Source organism: Dissulfuribacter thermophilus, from assembly GCF_001687335.1.
Classification (GTDB): Bacteria; Desulfobacterota; Dissulfuribacteria; order Dissulfuribacterales; family Dissulfuribacteraceae; genus Dissulfuribacter; species Dissulfuribacter thermophilus.
Genome location: NZ_MAGO01000003.1, coordinates 104,676 through 122,314 on the forward strand (window position 1 = coordinate 104,676; position 17,639 = coordinate 122,314).

Below are 17,639 nucleotides of genomic sequence, written 5' to 3' on the forward strand. Positions count from 1 at the left end.
AGTCAGCTTTATTTTTTTTATGCAAACTGGCTATACTAAATTTAGCCACCTCTCAAAGATTGGCGCTATGCTTTCAAATTGCGGCTCCAATTTTAAGGCAAAGACGTCAAATACCTCTTTTTTAGGTCGTCCCTGCCTTATAGCCTCAATTATTTCGTGTACAGACTCATGCAGCTTTTCATGGACTGGTATGAGTTCATTTATCACTCCCTGTTCGCCATGCGAATCTGGTTGGTAAGTCTGCAAAAATTTACCTAGCGCACATTGGGTTGGGTCAGTCTGTACTCTAGGCTCCTCATATTTAAGCACTGCCTTTAGAACGCTGTTTCGCCATTTTATGTGCTGGTTAAATATGGCCTTTATCTTGCTTTTCAAATTGGATTCATCCATTGCTTGAATGACAGTCGATTCATCTACCCTTACCTGTTTTAAAATCTCTTCATTTTCTTCGACAATTTTCTCCACTGCTCTCTTAGCCATATTAAGGGCGTTTCCGAGTTCCAGAAATTCATCTGCAGCTCGAAGGAGTACATCTGCCTTTTCCTTCACCTGCATTGCCCCTTGAGCCCCCTGATCAACGCTTTGATTAATCTCTCCAACTGTTGCAGTCTGTTCCTCAGTGGCACTGGCTATTGTATTTGCAAGGTCATTGACCTCTGCAATTATATTGGTTATGAGTTCAACGGCTCTTACTGCCTCATTTGTGTCATTTTGAATGGTCTCCACCATAGTAGTGATCTCCTGGGTAGATTCAGCTGTCTGTTTTGCAAGCTCTTTCACCTCATTGGCCACAACTGCAAAGCCCTTTCCTGCCTCACCTGCTCGTGCTGCCTCAATGGTTGCATTCAATGCAAGGAGATTTGTCTGCTCAGCAATGCTATTAATCACTTGGATTATATTGCCGATCTTTTGAGAACTTTGGCCAAGCCTTTGTATTATTATGGACGATTCCTGAGCACGATCCTGTGCCTCATTGGCCTTTTCAGCAGTGATGGCAACGCTACGGGCTATTTCATTTGTTGCAATGGTCATCTCTGAAACGGATTTTGAAACAGTTTCTAGACTAGCAGCTGTTTGTGATGCAACAGCAGCAACATCCTGTGCCATAGAATTCAGAGTATTGGATTGATTTAAGACCTCTTCCCCTGCCTGCGCCACATTTCCACTAGCCTCACGAAGGGTTTCATTTGAAGTTACAGTGGTAATCATTTGGCTTCCAAGGGTTGCAACAAGACAGTTATATGCCCTATTCAAGGTCTTAATCTCTTCTGGACCTGTAACCTGAAGATGTGAATCAAACCAACCGTCAGCAGCTCGGGAAAGGACATTGACAGTATTTGAAAGGGGATTGAGTACAAAACGTCTTACAGAAATCCCTGTGAGTACAAATATAACAAAACCTATTAGGAGCATTGCCCCCTGAAGTTGCATTAGGCGGGTAATTTTTCTTTTGCTCAACTCCTCAAATTTTTTTGTGACTACATTGGCCTGCTTCAAAAGTACTAGATTGTTTTTAGATACATAGTTCATGGCCGCTTTTACCAGATCTTTTGAGGATGAAGTATCCGTTATGATATACAAAGCTTTTTTAAAGGGTATCCACATCTGTTGGAGTTTATTGAGTTCTTCTTGAACTCCCTTGTCAGTGGTCCCAGAAAGGCCTAATTCGGCATCTCCGACAGCGAGCCCATTAAGACTTTTTTCAAATAAAACAATGGTAGCATCCAGACTTGACTTCCATTTATCATTCTGAGTGCTATTAAAAAATAACGCTTCTTTTGTCATTTTTTGTGTGAGCATTCTTTGCCTGCCTGCTATGTTTATCGCAACAGCATCTCCTCTCTGCCCATAAACCGTCTTTAGTGTCCACAATACGGTGACGATCTCTGTCAAAAAAAGGACGGCAATAAGACCCCCTAGAATCCACGAAATCTTGTTGAATCGTCCCATTAAATTTCCTCCCTTAATCCAGAAACCCGTTTTCCACGGGATACTTCATAGATTTAGTATCGGCATAGATTTTTTAGCTCTTTAACCTTTTTCCAGAACTAGTTTCTATGGTTGTCTTATAGATTGTTAGACAAAAAGAAATGAGCTATCCAAAATTGAGGGACACTGAATTCTAAAAAGTTCAATTTTAGAAATTGACAAGTAAGGACTATTAATTAGTCACACATTGCCTTTTGAAATTCATTTGGGGGAATCACTATATTGCAATGAGGGAGGAAGTGGATCATGGAAACATTCAAAAAACTAAGGGCACAAGGTTCTTCTCTCTTGTGCCCTTCGCCTCGTCACAATTTGTGCCAGAGATATTATTCTTCCCAACTTATGCAATCTACCGGACAACTCGCAATAGCCTCCTCACAGTCGCACGTATTGCATCCCTCCTGATTCTTTACCAAAGATTTTTCCTCGTCATCCAATTCAAATACTTCAGGGCAGAGCTCCACACAGGTACCACACCCTATACATATGTCTCTATCTACCACCAAATTTGCCATGATTCCATCCTCCTTTATGTTTAGTCCTCCATCTTCTCACCACAGTTCATACAGAACTTCGCGGTGATGGGGTTTGAAACACCACAGTGGGTGCACTCAGCTGTTCTTTTTACATTTTTCTTAGCTAGTTCACTCTCATGTTCCTTGCCCAGTACCTTTATCTCATAGTCCTTTATTGCCTCTTTCAAGGCCTTGGCTCCTAAGTTAGAGCAGTGCATCTTTTGCTTTGGAAGCCCATCAAGAGCCTCTGCAACTGCCTTATTTGTGATAGTCTTGGCCTCCTCAAGGGTTTTACCCTTGACCATCTCGCTGACCATACTTGAAACCGCAATGGCAGCCACACAACCAAAGGTTTTATATTTTACATCCTCAATTCTTCCGTCCTTGACCTTTATATAAAAGGTCATCATATCTCCACAGGCAGGATTTCCCACCTCTCCGACACCATCAGCTTGAGGAATTTCACCGGTATTTCTCGGATTAGAAAAATGCTCCATTACCTTCTGACTATACATGATAGTTATCCTCCTTTTTTTGTCTACAATTAACTACCTTTCTCTATCAATTTATTGAGACTTATCTTTTTTAACTCTTCAGAGATTATTTTATTTATTTTTATCCACACATCTTTTGTCTCACAGTGCGGGAAACGGTCACAGTTTGGGTCGTCCTCAGTACACGGTGTAAGGGCATCCCCTTCTGTAACCTTTAAAATGTCAAATACACTTATATCTTCAGGGGGCCGAGCAAGCATGTGTCCGCCTTTAACGCCCCTTACACTCTTTATGAGTCCGGCCTCTCTGAGCGGCATTACTATCTGCTCGAGATACTTAAGAGGCAGATCTTGACGCTTTGCAATTTCATTCAATTGAAGGGGACCCTTTTCATAATTTTTTGCGAGCTCTACCATGAGCCGTGTACCATATCTGGTCCTAGTAGTAAGTTTCATTAGTTATGCAGCCTCCTTCCACACTGGACTCATTTCCCTCAATCTCCTGGCCACCTGAGGCAAGACGTTTAGCACATGATCTACGTCCTCTGGGCTATTGGATTCATCCAAAGTAAACACCACTGAGCCCTGGGCCACCACATCTGAAAGTCCTATTGCGACAAGCACTGGCGATGTCTTTAAGGCCTTCGATGCACAGGCAGAGCCCGTGTTAGCGTATACATTGTTTGCACTGAGCATAAATATCAGGGCCTCTCCTTCTATACCTTCGATACAAAAGCTCGCATGGTTTGGTAAGCGTTTTTCAGGATGCCCTGTAAAGTGGACCTTGGGTATAGAAGAGGTGACACCCTGAATCAGCCTGTCTCTAAGCGATGTGAGCTTTTTGGCCCTTTCTTCCAGATTCTTCACCCTCAACTCAGCTGCCTTTCCCAGTCCAATTATGCCAGGGACGTTTTCTGTGCCTGCCCTTCTGCCCCTTTCTTGAATACCGCCGTGTATGAGGGGCATGAGCCTTGTATTTTTCTTGAAGTATAGAGCACCCGTTCCCTTTGGGGCTCCAAGACTTATTCCAGAAAGGCTCAAAAGGTCTATTCCCAGCTCTTTTACGTCCACTGGTATGTTTCCCACAGTAGCAACTGCATCTGTATGGAAAAATGATCCGTTTTCATGAGCGATCTCACAAAGTTCTTTTATAGGTTCAATTGTACCTATCTCATTGTTAGCGTGCATTATAGAGACTAGTACAGTATCCGGACTAATAGCCTTTTTTAGCCTTTCAGGATCAACCAGTCCGTATCTATCCACAGGGAGAAAAGTTACTTCATAGCCGAGCCGCTCAAAAAATCGTGCAGAATTTAGCACTGAGTGGTGTTCTATGGCAGATACTATTATCCTTTTCCCCTTTTTTGGATTTGCAAAGGCTATTCCCTTTATTGCCAGATTATTGGCCTCTGCCCCTGAAGAGGTAAATACTATCTCATCAGGCTCTGCATTTATAAGGTCAGCTACCTTTTCTCTGGCATCCTCGATGGCATCCTTGACCCTGCTGCCAAGGTCATATACCACGGAAGGATTCCAAAATACCTCATCCAAATAGGGCATCATTGCCTCTTTGACCTCTGGAGAAAGAGAGGTAGCCGATGCATGATCCATATATACAATGCGTTCCATTTTACTCCACCTCCTTTACCTTTCTTATGTAGAGCTTGTAACAATCATCATCTTCCTCAATACCTATAAATTCCTGACCACTTTTCTGGCACCACTGGGGAATGTCTTCCAGGGCACCATCATAATCAGTCAATATCTCAAGGACCTGGCCTGTCTTAAGACTCTTTAGTTTCTCTCCAGGTTCTATAAGATGCAGTGGACACATTCTGCATACAAGATCCAGGGTGTCGTCCGCCTTTATGCCCTGAACAAATTTCATATTTTTTCCTCCTAAATCCCTATTTTTTCAGTAGGATATTTTATGACATAAAATCCTATTGTCAAGGTAGGATTTAAAAAATTATGGCAATAATGGAACCAACCTAAAGGAGGTTGTAAACAACTTATTTTTAAAAGATGTCTTTTATTGCGTAGGAGTGAATTATACGATTGCTACTGATTGATACAACACTTCATGACTTTATTGATTAAAGAAATCAGATCTTGGAAGGACCAAACTGCCTTACAAGGTCATGGTACTTGAGGAATTTACCTCCAAAAATATCTAGAGCACTTCCAACAGTAAAATCAATACGTCCCCTTCCTATCTCTTCGATCTCCTGAATATCTTTAATAGAACGAATGCCTCCAGCATAGGTTGTGGGGATTGGTGAGTATTTTCCTAAGATTTCCACAAGTTCCCTTTCTATGCCAGCACATTTGCCCTCAACGTCTACTCCATGCACTAGGAACTCGAGACAAAATCCTCCAAGATATTCAAGGGTCTTGGCATCCACCTTAAGTTCTGTAAAACGTTGCCACCTATCCGTTACCACATAGTAATTACCATCTTCACGCTTTCTACAGCTTAAATCCAGTACGAGTCTCTCTTTTCCAATGCCGGAAATTAACTTCTTTAAATTCTCTTCATGGAATTTCCCATTGGAGAAACAAAAGGAGGTTACGATCACAGCCTCTGCTCCGGCATCAAGCCAGTAACTTGCATTTCCATCTGTTATTCCACCACCTATTTGCATACCACCGGGCCATGCACTAAGAGCCTCTAAAGCACTGGCCTCATTTCCAGGGCCAAGCATAATCACATGCCCACCTCTTAGCCCATCTCTTTTGAATAGCTCCGCGTAGTAGGAAGGTGGCTTTTCAGAAACAAAATTCTCTCTTGGGCCTATGCCTTCACTATCCCTTAGAGTTGATCCAATGATCTGTTTTACCTTTCCCTCATGAAGGTCAATACAGGGTCTAAAGCGCATCTACATTTCCCCTTTCCTCTTAAGTGCCTCACGTCCCTCTAGTAATAGACCATAAATGAGTGGGAGAACAAGCAATGAAAGGAGCGTGGTACTCACCATGCCGCCCACCATTGGTGCTGCAATGCGCTGCATAGTCTGTGAACCAGCCCCTCCTCCCATCATTATGGGTATCAATCCAAGGGTTATTGCTGTGGCCGTCATAACAATAGGCCTTACGCGCTCAGAAGTCCCCTTTAGCACAGCGGCCTTTATCTCGTCTCTGGAGAGAACTCCCCCTGATTTTGTCATCCTCATCTTTTCCACTTCATGATCGATAAAGGTCAGTACCAGAACACCAATCTCTGTTGCAACCCCTGCAAGGGCAATGAATCCAACGGCAACAGCAACAGAAAAATTGTATCCAAGGACGTATATGAGCCATATCCCTCCAATGAGGGCAAAAGGAATAGAGGTCATCACTATAAGGGGCGCTGATATGTTCCTGAAGTTAAAGTAGAGAAGTAGAAAAATAAGTACGAGGGTTGCAGGGACTACGAACTTCAGCTTTTTCATTGCACGCTCCATATATTCAAACTGTCCTGACCAAGAGATAGCATAGTTAGGAGGAAGCTTAATGCGGCTTTGAATCAGTCCCTTGGCCTTTTCTACGAATCCACCTATGTCCGATGTGCTGATGTCAACGTAGACCCAGGCATTTGGCCTTGCATTTTCAGTCTTAATGACCGGAGCACCCCTTGTAAGGCTAATCTTTGCCACTTCCCCAAGAGGGATCTGGGCCCCAGTCGGAGTGGGCACGAGCACCCTTTTGATGGTATCAATAGAGGTCCTAAAGTCCCTCGGATACCTTAAGTTGACTGGATAGCGTTCCAGCCCCTCAACGGTCTCTGTTATCTTCATTCCTCCAATTGCACTGGTAATCACACTTTGAATGGTCTTCACAGAAAGCCCGTACTGGGCTGCCTTGTCTCTCAGTATCTCAATATCGAGAAAATACCCACCCTGGGCCCTATCGCCATAAGCAGAGATTGTCTCTGGCAACTCTTTCATAAGTGACTCGATCTTTTTTGACAGATCCTCAAGGACCCCTAGGTCAGGCCCACTTATCTTTATACCAATGGGCGTCTTTATACCTGTGGAGAGCATGTCTATCCTGGTCTTGATTGGCATGGTCCACGTATTTGAAAGGCCAGGGATCTGGAGTTCCTTATCCATCTTTTTCATGACATCCTGGGTGGTCATGGAAGGATCTGGCCACTTTTCCCTTGGTTTCAACCTAACAACTGTCTCTATCATAGACAGTGGTGCTGGGTCAGTTGCGGTTTCAGCGCGTCCAACCTTGCCAAATACACTCTCTACCTCTGGAAATTCTTTTAAAATCCTATCAGTCTGTTGAAGAAGCTCTTTTGCCTTTGTGATGGAAATCCCTGGGAAGGTTGTTGGCATATAGAGGATGTCACCTTCATCAAGGGGTGGCATAAATTCTGAACCTATGTGTCTTAAAGGATACATGGTGGCCCCAAGAAGGGTTAGAACTGCAAGTAAGATCATCCATCTGACCTTCATACATCCCTTGAGCACTGGCCGGTGAATGAAGTGAAGGAATCGATTCAGTGGATTTTTTGCCTCTTCAACAATTCTCCCCCTTATAAAAAAACCCATCAGTGCTGGGACGAGAGTGATTGCAAGGAGTGCGGCCCCTGCCATGGCATATGTCTTGGTAAATGCCAGGGGCTTAAAGAGCCTTCCCTCTTGGGCCTCAAGACTGAATATTGGCATAAATGAAAATGTTATTATAAGTAGCGAAAAGAAGAGCGCTGGCCCTACCTCTTTGGCGGCCTCCCCTATTACCTCCCAACGTCGTTTGGCGCTGACACCTGTCCCTTTTAGCATGCCATGGGCCTCAAGGCGTTTGTGGGCATTTTCTATCATGACTATTGCCCCATCCACCATTGCACCTATCGCTATGGCGATACCCCCAAGGCTCATGATATTTGCATTTATTCCCTGGACCTTCATTATGATAAAGGCAAATAAGATCCCAAGGGGAAGAGTGAGTATAGCCACAAGGCTTGAACGAATGTGAAACAAAAAGACTACACATACAATACTGACGACAATACACTCTTCAATAAGCTTTTCCTTAAGGCTGGCTATGGCCCTCTCTATAAGAGAGCTTCTATCATAGACAGTCACGATCTCCACCCCTTCAGGTAGCCCAGGGGCGAGTTCCTTGAGTTTTTCTTTTACCTTCTCTATGGTCAAAAGGGCGTTTTCTCCAGTCCTCATGACGACTATACCACCAACTACCTCACCATCACCATTGAGATCCGCAAGGCCTCGCCTCAATTCCGGGCCAAGCCTTACATTTGCCACATCTTTCAAGAGAAGGGGAGTGCCGGAATCGGTAATCCTTAGAGGAATATTCTCAATGTCCTCTATGCCACGGATATAACCCTTAGCCCTCACCATATACTCTGTCTCTGATAGCTCGATTAACCTTCCACCTGTATCCTGATTTGCAGCCTTGATGGCATCTCGTACAACAGTTATGGGGATCTTGTAAAATGCAAGGGCATTGGGATCCACTACAATCTGATACTGCTTTACAAAGCCTCCAATCGAGGCAACCTCTGAGACACCAGGCACTGTCTGAAGCTGATATTTTAAGAACCAGTCCTGCAGAGATCTCAGCTCTGAAAGATCATGTTTTCCACTCCTGTCTACAAGGGCATATTCGTAGACCCATCCGACCCCTGTGGCATCTGGTCCAAGGGTTGGATTTACTCCATCTGGGAGCCTATTTTTTACAAAATTTAAGGCCTCAAGCACCCTTGACCTTGCCCAATAAAGATCCGTACCATCTTCAAAGATGATATAGACAAAGGAGAGCCCGAAAAATGAATAGCCGCGCACCACCTCTGCCTTTGGGACAGATAGCATGGCAGTGGAAAGCGGATAAGTGACCTGGTCTTCTACAACCTGTGGGGCCTGCCCAGGATATTCTGTGAAAACAATAACCTGCGTATCAGACAGATCTGGTATTGCGTCAAGGGGAATAGTCTTGAGTGCCCAAATCCCTAGAAAGAATAAAAATGCCCCTCCAAGCAATACAAGGAACCTATCTCGGATGGATGCTGCTATAATTGCCTTAATCATTTAGCTTTTTGCCCTCTCTCGCCTATTTGAACTCCTTCGATTGAAGCCTAAATCCTGCAATTGACGAGTTTGCCCTTTTTGCCCCCTTTTGCCGTGCAGGATTTAGGTGAACGATTTAATCCTTCATATTCGAGGCATGATTTTTCATGTGATGGTGCATTTTCATATTCCCAGCCTTTTTATTGGCAGTGGGCTCCATCATTTTTAAGGCGGCCTCCTTTAGGCTGGACTCAGAATCTATGAGAAATTGTCCAGACACCACCACCTCTTCTCCATGGGAGAGACCTTTAAGAACTTCAACAAGGTCATTTGCCTCAAGCCCCAGGCTAACAGCTCTTGGCTCAAACTTACCTGGCTCTCTCATTACAAAAACGTGTTCGTGTTTTCCTGTCCTCAACACCGCCTCTTTGGGTATTACGAGGACCTCCCCATGTGCAGCAGAATGGACTGTTACCGTGGCATACATACCAGGTCTTATAGTAAGATCCGGGTTTTTTAGTATTATCCTTGCATTGACAGTCCGGGTCTTCTTATCCACAACTGGATAAATATAATCAATTTTACCCTCAAATTTCCCTTTATTTATACCTTTTATCTCAATTAGCGCCCTATTTCCCACTTTTATCCATGGAAGTTCTTCTTCAAAAAATGACGCTAGCACCCACACTGTCCTCAAGTCCGCTATCTCATAGAGGATGGTCTTGGGCGTAATGAAGGACTTGGGCCTTACCCTGATCTTGGTCACGATGCCATCTGCTGGGGCTTCAATTGGGACGACCTTTTTAGTAATCTTTGTCTTCTTTAAGTCTTCAATGAACCAATCAGGAAGGCCAAATAGCTCAAGCCTCTTTTTAGAGGCCATCAAAAGTGCCTTTGCATCCTTTATGACCTCTTTACTTCCCTCTGAGACAGCGCTCAAATTCCTCAGAGCCATTATGAATTCTGCCTCTGCGGTTACTATTTCCGGTGAATAGACGTATAAGAGGACTTCTCCCTTTTTTACCCAGTCTCCAGTCCTTTTAACCTTTATATCCTCGACCCATCCATTAAACTTCGCATGGACCATAAAAAGACCATCTTCATCAGTAGAGACTATGCCATAGGTAGTGATCTCCTTTGAAAGCTCCTTCATGCTCACCTTTTGTGTACGGACTCCCATTTTCTGCATGGTTACAGGGTCGATGACCACGGTACCTGGTGTGGTGCTGGTCCCCCCTTGGAGATCTTCAGGATACACAGGGATGTAATCCATACCCATCTCATCTTTTGCTGGCACAGGAGAGGTTATAGCAGGATTCATTGGATTCCTGTAAAAAAGAGGCTTTCTTTCCCCTACTGTGGGGGAAGTGGATGTAGCTTTTTGTTCCACAAAAAAGTAGCCTCTTCCTAAATACCCCGCCAATAAGCCAAGAGAAAAAACTACAATAAATAGAACTGTCCTAAAGGCCATCATTTTTCCCCTTCAAGATCCTTCCCCACAATGGCCTCAAGCCTGGAGAGGACTTTTTTTGCATTTGATATTATCCCTATATGGTCTCCTTCAAACCTATAGAGCATAAGCTCTGCCTTAAGTAGCCCAAGGATGTCTGCTCTGCCGGCAGCATAAGAATCCTTTAGCGCAAGAAGTGTTGCTCTGGCCTTTGGAATGATAGTCTTTCTATAAAGAGTATCTTGCTGTAAAAGACCATTATACAGAGAAAGTTCACTTCCAATCTTTCCATCTATATTGTCCTTTTCAGCCTTTATGGCGCTCTCTAAGGCCTCGACTGCCCTTAAGGCAGATATAATCTCCTGGTTTTGCTTCTGTTTAAAAAAAAGAGGGATATTCATGGTGACCAACAAGGAGCCAAAGTCTGCCCTGTCATCTCCATTGGGGTTTTCACCGAATCTCTTCCCATACGCTCCAGTAATTGCAAAATCTGGATACAGATCCCTTTTTTTTAGGTCATAGGTACGTCTTTTTATTGCTAGTAAAGTCTCCTTTTCTTTGAGCGTGGGATTTATGTTCATGGCTTCACCAACGAGGAGACCCTGGTCTTCAAGGGGTAGTAGGCCCGTTTCAATGTCTTCTTTTAAATCTATGCATTCGTGAGATACACTCATCAGAGATATAAGTTTTTTTTCAACCTCATGGTACCTTGCCTCCAGGTCTATTTTTTCCTTTAAAACTCTGGTGAGCTCCAGCTGTGAAAGGAGTACGTCTGATTGAAGGCCCTTACCAGTTTCATATCGAGATTGAGTGAGTTCAATTATCTTCCTTAGGGTTTTCTCCTCTTTAAGTAGTATATCGAAGGTATTTTTTATCCTGAATAGTTCCCACCAAAGGCCCTTTACCTCTGCTTTAACCTTTAGAGTCTCTGCCCTTTCCCTCCATTGGGCCCTTAAGGCCTCAAGCTTCTGAATAGACCTCTTTATTGAGAGCTTGCCAGGAAAGGGTATCTTTTGGGTGAGCTTTATCTGGGTTTGAGTCATTGCCTCCTGGTCAAAAGAAAAGGTATCCATTGGTAGATTTAAGATACCTATTCCAAGTTGAGGGTCTGGGAGGGCACCAGCTGGACCAATGCGTGCCCTTACACTCTCAGCCTCTCGTCTTAAAGCAGAAAGGGTCGGATTCCTCTCTATTGCAATCTCTGCTGCATCCTCTGGACCAAGAAGCAGGCACTGGTTTGATGCCCCGACTGAAAAAGCCGGGAGAATTGAAAAAAGGAGAATTAAAAAAAGTAAATTAATACGCATAAATTGCCCTTCCAAGATAACCTGTTTTTTTCAAATACGACAATATCTCCTAAACTGCCTCCTCAGGTTCCATATCTGTTGTGTCTGTTACCACCTCTGAGTCCTTAGGAGGTTCATCCCAGATTATGCACTTCAAATGCCTGAGGAAAGTAATTTTTAAGAATTATTGCATAGTTAGCATGCATCTTTTCCCGTTGTGCCTTCACCCAAAAGGTGAAATTCAATCTGTGATAAATCCTCAGGCATTTGAAGCCGCAAGGGGCTCGCAATTTTACTGAATCTGCTTTGTTGTCGGGCACTTGAAGTACCAAAGTACGTCTGCGTGCCCTCCGCCTCGCATCTTCGGCAAACTTGCGAGCTGCATAATCCGGGTTCATATGGACCATCATTTTTTTCGTACCAAAAAGGGCCAAGGCATAAAGGCTCTTTCTGTCGCGTTCCATGAATATATCTAGATGTGCTTGTATTCCTTAATCCCTATTTTTCTAGTAGGAAATTTTATAACACCAAATCCTATTGTCAAGGTAAGATTTTTTTAAAAACGGTAATGAGCTTTTTTCAACTTCATGGTACCTTGGCTACAGGTCTATTTTTCTCTTTAAAACTCTGGTGAGTTCCAATGGTGAAAGGAAATTAATACGCATATATTGCCCGTCCAAGATAACCTGTTTTTTTCAAATACGACAATATCTCCTGAGCCGCCTCTTCAGGTTCCATATCTGTTGTGTCTATTACTACTTCTGGGTCCTTAGGAGGTTCGTAGGGATCATCAATACCAGTTACTCCCTTCTTTTTACCAGAAAGGGCCAGGGCATAAAGGCCTTTTCTATCGCGTTCCATGCATACGTCTAGAGGAGTGGCTACATATACTTCTATGTAGCCTCCATACCTAGATATGAGCTCCCTATTATATCGCCTTGAACGCTCATAGGGTGCAATGGGTGCACAGATTGCAATACCACCATTCTTTGTAATCTCACTGGCCACAAAACCGATGCGTATCACATTGATGTGCCTGTGTTCCTTTGAAAAACCAAGTTCACTAGACAAATGGCGTCTCACTATGTCTCCATCAAGCAATGTAACTGGCCTATCACCCATTTCCAAAAACTTTGTGTAGAGAATTCGTGCGAGAGTGGATTTCCCTGCCCCGGAAAGACCTGTGAAGAATATGGTAAAACCCTGTTTGGACCTTGGCGGATAAGCACGTCTCAGTTCCTCCACCACCTCTTTGGGCGAAAACCATTCCGGTATTTCCAGGCCGAATTCAAGCCTTCTTCTGAGCTCTTTGGCAGATAGCCTGCGTGGAGTACAATCCTTGGGGCACTGGTCCTCCCTTAGATATTGCCCCAACTCCTCCACATAAACCATGCGCTCAAAGGGCACTGCCTCGATGCCTACTTCCTTTTCGTGTTGTCTTACGAACTCTAGCGCCGAATATCGTGGATAATACGGGGGGCGCTTTGTGGCAGTAAAGGGGTCTGCATGATTCGGAGTAACCATGAAATGAGTGCACCCATAATTTTTGTTGATAATGGCCTGTAGGAGTGCTTCCCTAGGTCCTGCCATTCTCATAGCCATAGGAAGAAGGTTTAAAATAGCTGTTTCCGGCGGATAGGTCTTTAATATGGCCTGATAACACCTAATCCTTGAATAGTACTCGATGTCTCCAGGGCTTGTTGGCCCAACTATAGGATGTAAGAGAATATTGGCCCCTATTTCGTCTGCAGCCTTAAGGGTAACAGCCTTGTGGGCGTTGTGAAGGGGACGCCTAGTTTGAAAAGCCAGTATACGGTGCCATCCAACCTTCTTAAACCACTCCCTCATCTCCTTTGGGGTCCGCCGCAGCATCCTATAGTCATAATGGATGGGGAGGGAAATCCCCTTCACCTTACCTCCTATATAATACTCCCCCTTTTCCTCAAAAAGCTTGACTACCCCTGGGTGTTCATCCTCATCTGTCTGAAAGATTTCTCTGGCCTCACGCCTTTTGTCTGGCTTCCACAGGTCCTCCACCTCCATAACCCCCAGCATGAAGCCTTCCTGATCCCTTAGGGCCACCTCTTCCCCAGGGCTTATTCTATTGGCAAGCTCTTCACTAATTCCCAATGTCACTGGGATGGGCCAGATTAATCCCTGAGAGAGTCTAAGATCATTTAAGACCTCCTCATAATCGTCCCTTGTCATGAAACCCTCAAGAGGCGAGTAGGCACCGATCATGAGTAGTTCTAGGTCAAATTCCTCTGAGGCAGTCAAAAAAACGCTTTTTAGGTCCACGGACCTGGCCTTCAAGTCCTTTGCCTCATCTTCGCTCACCAAAAGGTCCTTTAATGCGCCCCCATAGGGCTCAGTCAGTCGTGGCATCCAGTTACTCCAAAAATTTTTGTTTTGAGGTCAATATCCTACAAGAACTTTCAATGAGTCTTTGCATGATGTAGTCATCATCTTCTATAATTTTGATCAACTCATCAATGGCACGAGCTGTTTCCCCAATGTCGTGGCAGTACAACAAAATGTCGTACCCAGCCCTAAGGGCCAATGCACCGGAGGTCCCAAGCCCAAAGTGTTTTCTTACTGCTCCCATAAAGAGATCGTCTGTAAAGAGTATACCCTGGAATGACAGCTGTTTTCTCAACATGTCGACTACTGTCTTAGAAAATGTGACGATATTATTCGGGTCGTACTGGGGAAAGAGGACATGTGATGTCATGACCCCGAATACCTGTTCTTCTATAGCGGCCTTAAAGGGCAATAATGCATCTTTTTGTCGCGTTTCATTGAGCTCTGAATAGGCAATGTCCTCGTGGGGATCAAAGTTAATCCCACCAATTCCAGGAAAGTGTTTGGCCACTGTCAATATCCCTGCATCCTGAAGGGTTTTAAGATATATTCTGCCAAGGGTGGCAACCTCTGCCGGGTCCTTGGAGAAAGTCCTTTCGTTCATTACAACCGGCGCTCCATCCTCCTTTAAATCTAGACAGGGAGAAAAATTAACATTTATCCCCACATCCTTTAACATAAAGGCACATAAAGAGGCAACATCTTTGACAGCGTTTTGGGGATCGGCTTTTTGGGCAATTTCACTAAAAGACGGTAGAGAGGGCCAGTGTGGCGACCCGAGTCTAGATACCCTTCCCCCTTCTTGGTCCACACATACATATGGGGGAGGCATTTTCAACTCCTTTAATGCAATCTTTAGCTCCCCAATAAGGTCTCTAAGGCCAGTAGGCCCCTCTTTTGCGTTCCGTTTAAAGACAATGAAATTTCCAGGTCTGTATTCTTTTAAAAAGGACCTAAATTCCGGTATTAGTCCTTCTTCGGGGATACCAACACAGAGGTTATGGCAGAGTATGTCCAGCATCGTATCATTTTAGTAAGGGGCTATTTGTTCTTCAAGTTCTAATAAAACCAGGAATGATTAGAGACAACACACCTTTTTAACTCGTTTGGATCCAAAAAGATTTCCTCAAGCCCTTCACTCAACGCCTGGTGTTTGCTATTTATTTTTTAAACTATAATTATTTAGTATAGACCTGTTTTCGCCGTACAGAATTTTGGTCTCAGGCACTGATAGGGGCTGAGGGTGCGTGCAAGGATTTATAAAATACGCAGCCTCTTTAACCTCAAGGCGTTTGTCACCACGGACACAGAGCTAAAGCTCATGGCCGCGGCTGCAATCATTGGCGAAAGAAGAATACCAAAGTGGGGATAGAGCACTCCAGCTGCAACAGGCACGCCAAGGGCATTGTAAACAAATGCAAAAAAGAGATTTTCCTTTATGTTCCGCATTGTGGCGCGGCTAAGTTTCCTTGCCCGTACTATCCCCATAAGATCCCCCTTCACAAGGGTTACTCCAGCACTCTCCATTGCCACATCGGTTCCTGTGCCCATGGCGATCCCAACATCTGCCTGGGCAAGGGCGGGGGCATCATTAATGCCATCTCCTGCCATGGCAACGATTTTCCCCTCCATCTGAAATCGCTTGACCACTTGTGCCTTCTGCTCTGGCAAAACCTCTGCCACCACCTCATCTAGATCGAGCTTTGCAGCCACGGCCTCGGCTGTATGCCTATTGTCGCCTGTAAGCATAACAATTTTTAGGCCTTCTTTATGGAGTTCTACAATAGCCTTTGGAGTAGTGGACTTTATTGGGTCTGCTACTGAAATGAGTCCACCAAGCCGCCCATCCACTGCAACAAACATCACAGTCTTCCCCTCCTTCCTCATGATGTCCGCCTTATCCTCCACTGACTTCCAATCTATTGAGTGATCCTCAAGAAGTTTAGTGTTTCCCAAAAGCACCTTCTTTCCACGGACTATTCCTGACACCCCTTTCCCTGTGTGGGACTGAAAGTCCTGGACTTCCTCAAGGCCTGCCTCCCGCTCCTTTGCACCTTGAACAATGGCTGCCGCCAGTGGGTGCTCACTCCCCTTTTCAAGGGTAGCGGCAAGACTCAATAATTCTTTTTCACCTAAGCCATCATCCTCAATCTCCACGTCTATGAGCCTTGGCCTCCCCTCTGTTAGGGTGCCGGTCTTGTCTACTACAAGTGTGTCTACCTTTCTCAGGTTCTCAATCGACTCAGCATTTTTAAATAAGACTCCCATCTTTGCCCCCTTTCCAGTGGCCACCATTATGGACATAGGCGTTGCAAGACCAAGGGCACAGGGACAGGCAATTATAAGGACTGATACTGCTGCTATGAGGGCATGGGCTAGCCGCGGTTCTGGCCCTACGAGGAACCAGACTATAAAACCCACAATTGCTATGAGTATTACAATGGGTACAAAATAGCCTGCTACCACATCTGCAAGCTTCTGAATTGGTGCACGACTTCTCTGAGCTTGGGCCACCATATCTACTATTTGGGAAAGGAGAGTTTCTGCCCCTACTTTCTCAGCTTTTATGAGTAGAGAGCCTGTACCATTCACCGTGGCACCGATGACCCTGTCTCCTGCGATCTTTTTTACTGGTATTGGCTCACCTGAAATCATCGATTCATCTACTGAGCTTGTCCCATCAATTACCACTCCGTCTACTGGAATCTTTTCCCCTGGCCGTACCCTTAAGAGGTCCCCCTTCTGAACGTGTTCAAGAGGCACGTCTTGTTCTGTTCCATCTGGATTTACCCGTCTTGCTGTCTTTGGGGCAAGGCCGAGGAGCGCTTTTATTGCGGCCCCTGTCTGGCTCCTGGCCTTAAGTTCCATAACTTGGCCAAGGAGGATAAGGGTCACTATAACGGCCGCTGCCTCGAAATATACCCCCACGAGGCCATCTGGAGACTTCATGGTCTCAGGAAAGATTGCAGGAAGGAACACTGCGATGAGGCTATAAACATAGGCCACCGACACACCGAGTCCTATCAGGGTGAACATATTGAGGCTCCTATTGATAACGGACTCCACAGCCCTCGTAAAAAAGGGCCATCCTGCCCATATCACGACTGGGGTGGAGAGTATCAATTCAATCCACTGAAGCAGTCTCGGAGATACAGCCTCCTCAAGGTAGCCTCCACCTGGAATGGCCTCTCTCATAGCAATGATCACCAGGGGAACCGTGAAGATCGCACCTACGATGAAACGCTTCCTCATGAATTCGTATTCTGGATTGGTCTCTTCCTCCTCCGCACTCACAGTCATAGGTTCAAGAGCCATTCCGCACTTGGGACATGTACCAGGCTCATCCCTCACTATCTCAGGATGCATAGGGCATGTGTATTTCGTAGTGGAAGCTGGAATGGAAGGCACAACCGGCTCCAATGCCATTCCACATTTTGGGCAGGTGCCAGGATGATCTTTTACAATCTCTGGATGCATGGGACAGGTATATTTTTGTCCTTCACCATGTTGTTCCATGGAGTTGGCCTCACC

At 44.9% G+C, this 17,639-nt stretch carries 14 protein-coding genes; all 14 read right to left on the reverse strand.

The genetic code is table 11. The features are described from left to right. Positions 1–30 precede the first annotated feature (30 nt). Positions 31–1,950 (reverse strand): methyl-accepting chemotaxis protein, encoded by a 1,920-nt coding sequence (locus tag DBT_RS03520; RefSeq protein WP_067616512.1) that lies wholly within the window; start codon positions 1,948–1,950, stop codon positions 31–33. A 365-nt stretch (positions 1,951–2,315) separates the two neighbouring features. Further along, on the reverse strand, positions 2,316–2,504 hold the full coding sequence (locus tag DBT_RS03525; protein ID WP_067616513.1) for a ferredoxin: 189 nt from the start codon (positions 2,502–2,504) through the stop codon (positions 2,316–2,318). Between the two features lie 20 nt (positions 2,505–2,524). Next, entirely contained in the window at positions 2,525–3,019 is a 495-nt protein-coding gene (gene nifU / locus DBT_RS03530) for a Fe-S cluster assembly scaffold protein NifU (RefSeq protein WP_067616515.1), read from the reverse strand. A gap of 29 nt (positions 3,020–3,048) precedes the next feature. Then, positions 3,049–3,453, reverse strand: coding sequence for an RrF2 family transcriptional regulator (locus tag DBT_RS03535; protein WP_067616517.1), 405 nt, complete (start codon positions 3,451–3,453; stop codon positions 3,049–3,051). 3 nt (positions 3,454–3,456) lie between these two features. Next, complete coding sequence (locus tag DBT_RS03540; protein ID WP_067616519.1) at positions 3,457–4,626, reverse strand: cysteine desulfurase family protein; 1,170 nt, start codon at positions 4,624–4,626, stop codon at positions 3,457–3,459. Between the two features lies 1 nt (position 4,627). Then, entirely contained in the window at positions 4,628–4,885 is a 258-nt protein-coding gene (locus DBT_RS03545) for a sulfurtransferase TusA family protein (RefSeq protein ID WP_067616521.1), read from the reverse strand. 217 nt (positions 4,886–5,102) lie between these two features. Continuing rightward, complete coding sequence (gene hisA / locus DBT_RS03550) at positions 5,103–5,876, reverse strand: phosphoribosylformimino-5-aminoimidazole carboxamide ribotide isomerase (protein WP_067616523.1); 774 nt, start codon at positions 5,874–5,876, stop codon at positions 5,103–5,105. Beyond that, on the reverse strand, positions 5,877–9,032 hold the full coding sequence (locus tag DBT_RS03555; protein WP_067616525.1) for an efflux RND transporter permease subunit: 3,156 nt from the start codon (positions 9,030–9,032) through the stop codon (positions 5,877–5,879). Between the two features lie 115 nt (positions 9,033–9,147). Then, the gene (locus DBT_RS03560) at positions 9,148–10,401 is read right to left on the reverse strand and encodes an efflux RND transporter periplasmic adaptor subunit (RefSeq protein ID WP_161939899.1); all 1,254 of its coding nucleotides are present in this window, start codon (positions 10,399–10,401) and stop codon (positions 9,148–9,150) included. Between the two features lie 80 nt (positions 10,402–10,481). After that, positions 10,482–11,768 (reverse strand): TolC family protein, encoded by a 1,287-nt coding sequence (locus DBT_RS03565; protein WP_067616529.1) that lies wholly within the window; start codon positions 11,766–11,768, stop codon positions 10,482–10,484. A gap of 113 nt (positions 11,769–11,881) precedes the next feature. Further along, on the reverse strand, positions 11,882–12,211 hold the full coding sequence (locus DBT_RS03570) for a hypothetical protein (protein ID WP_067616531.1): 330 nt from the start codon (positions 12,209–12,211) through the stop codon (positions 11,882–11,884). Between the two features lie 190 nt (positions 12,212–12,401). After that, a complete protein-coding gene (locus DBT_RS03575; RefSeq protein WP_067616533.1) occupies positions 12,402–14,132 on the reverse strand; it encodes a bifunctional sulfate adenylyltransferase/adenylylsulfate kinase in 1,731 nt (576 codons plus the stop codon). A 4-nt stretch (positions 14,133–14,136) separates the two neighbouring features. Continuing rightward, on the reverse strand, positions 14,137–15,129 hold the full coding sequence (locus DBT_RS03580) for a glycoside hydrolase family 3 N-terminal domain-containing protein (protein ID WP_067616535.1): 993 nt from the start codon (positions 15,127–15,129) through the stop codon (positions 14,137–14,139). Positions 15,130–15,365: 236 nt separating this feature from the next. Next, positions 15,366–17,624, reverse strand: a complete 2,259-nt coding sequence (locus DBT_RS03585) for a copper-transporting P-type ATPase (protein WP_067616537.1) — start codon at positions 17,622–17,624, stop codon at positions 15,366–15,368. Between the last annotated feature and the right edge of the window lie 15 nt (positions 17,625–17,639).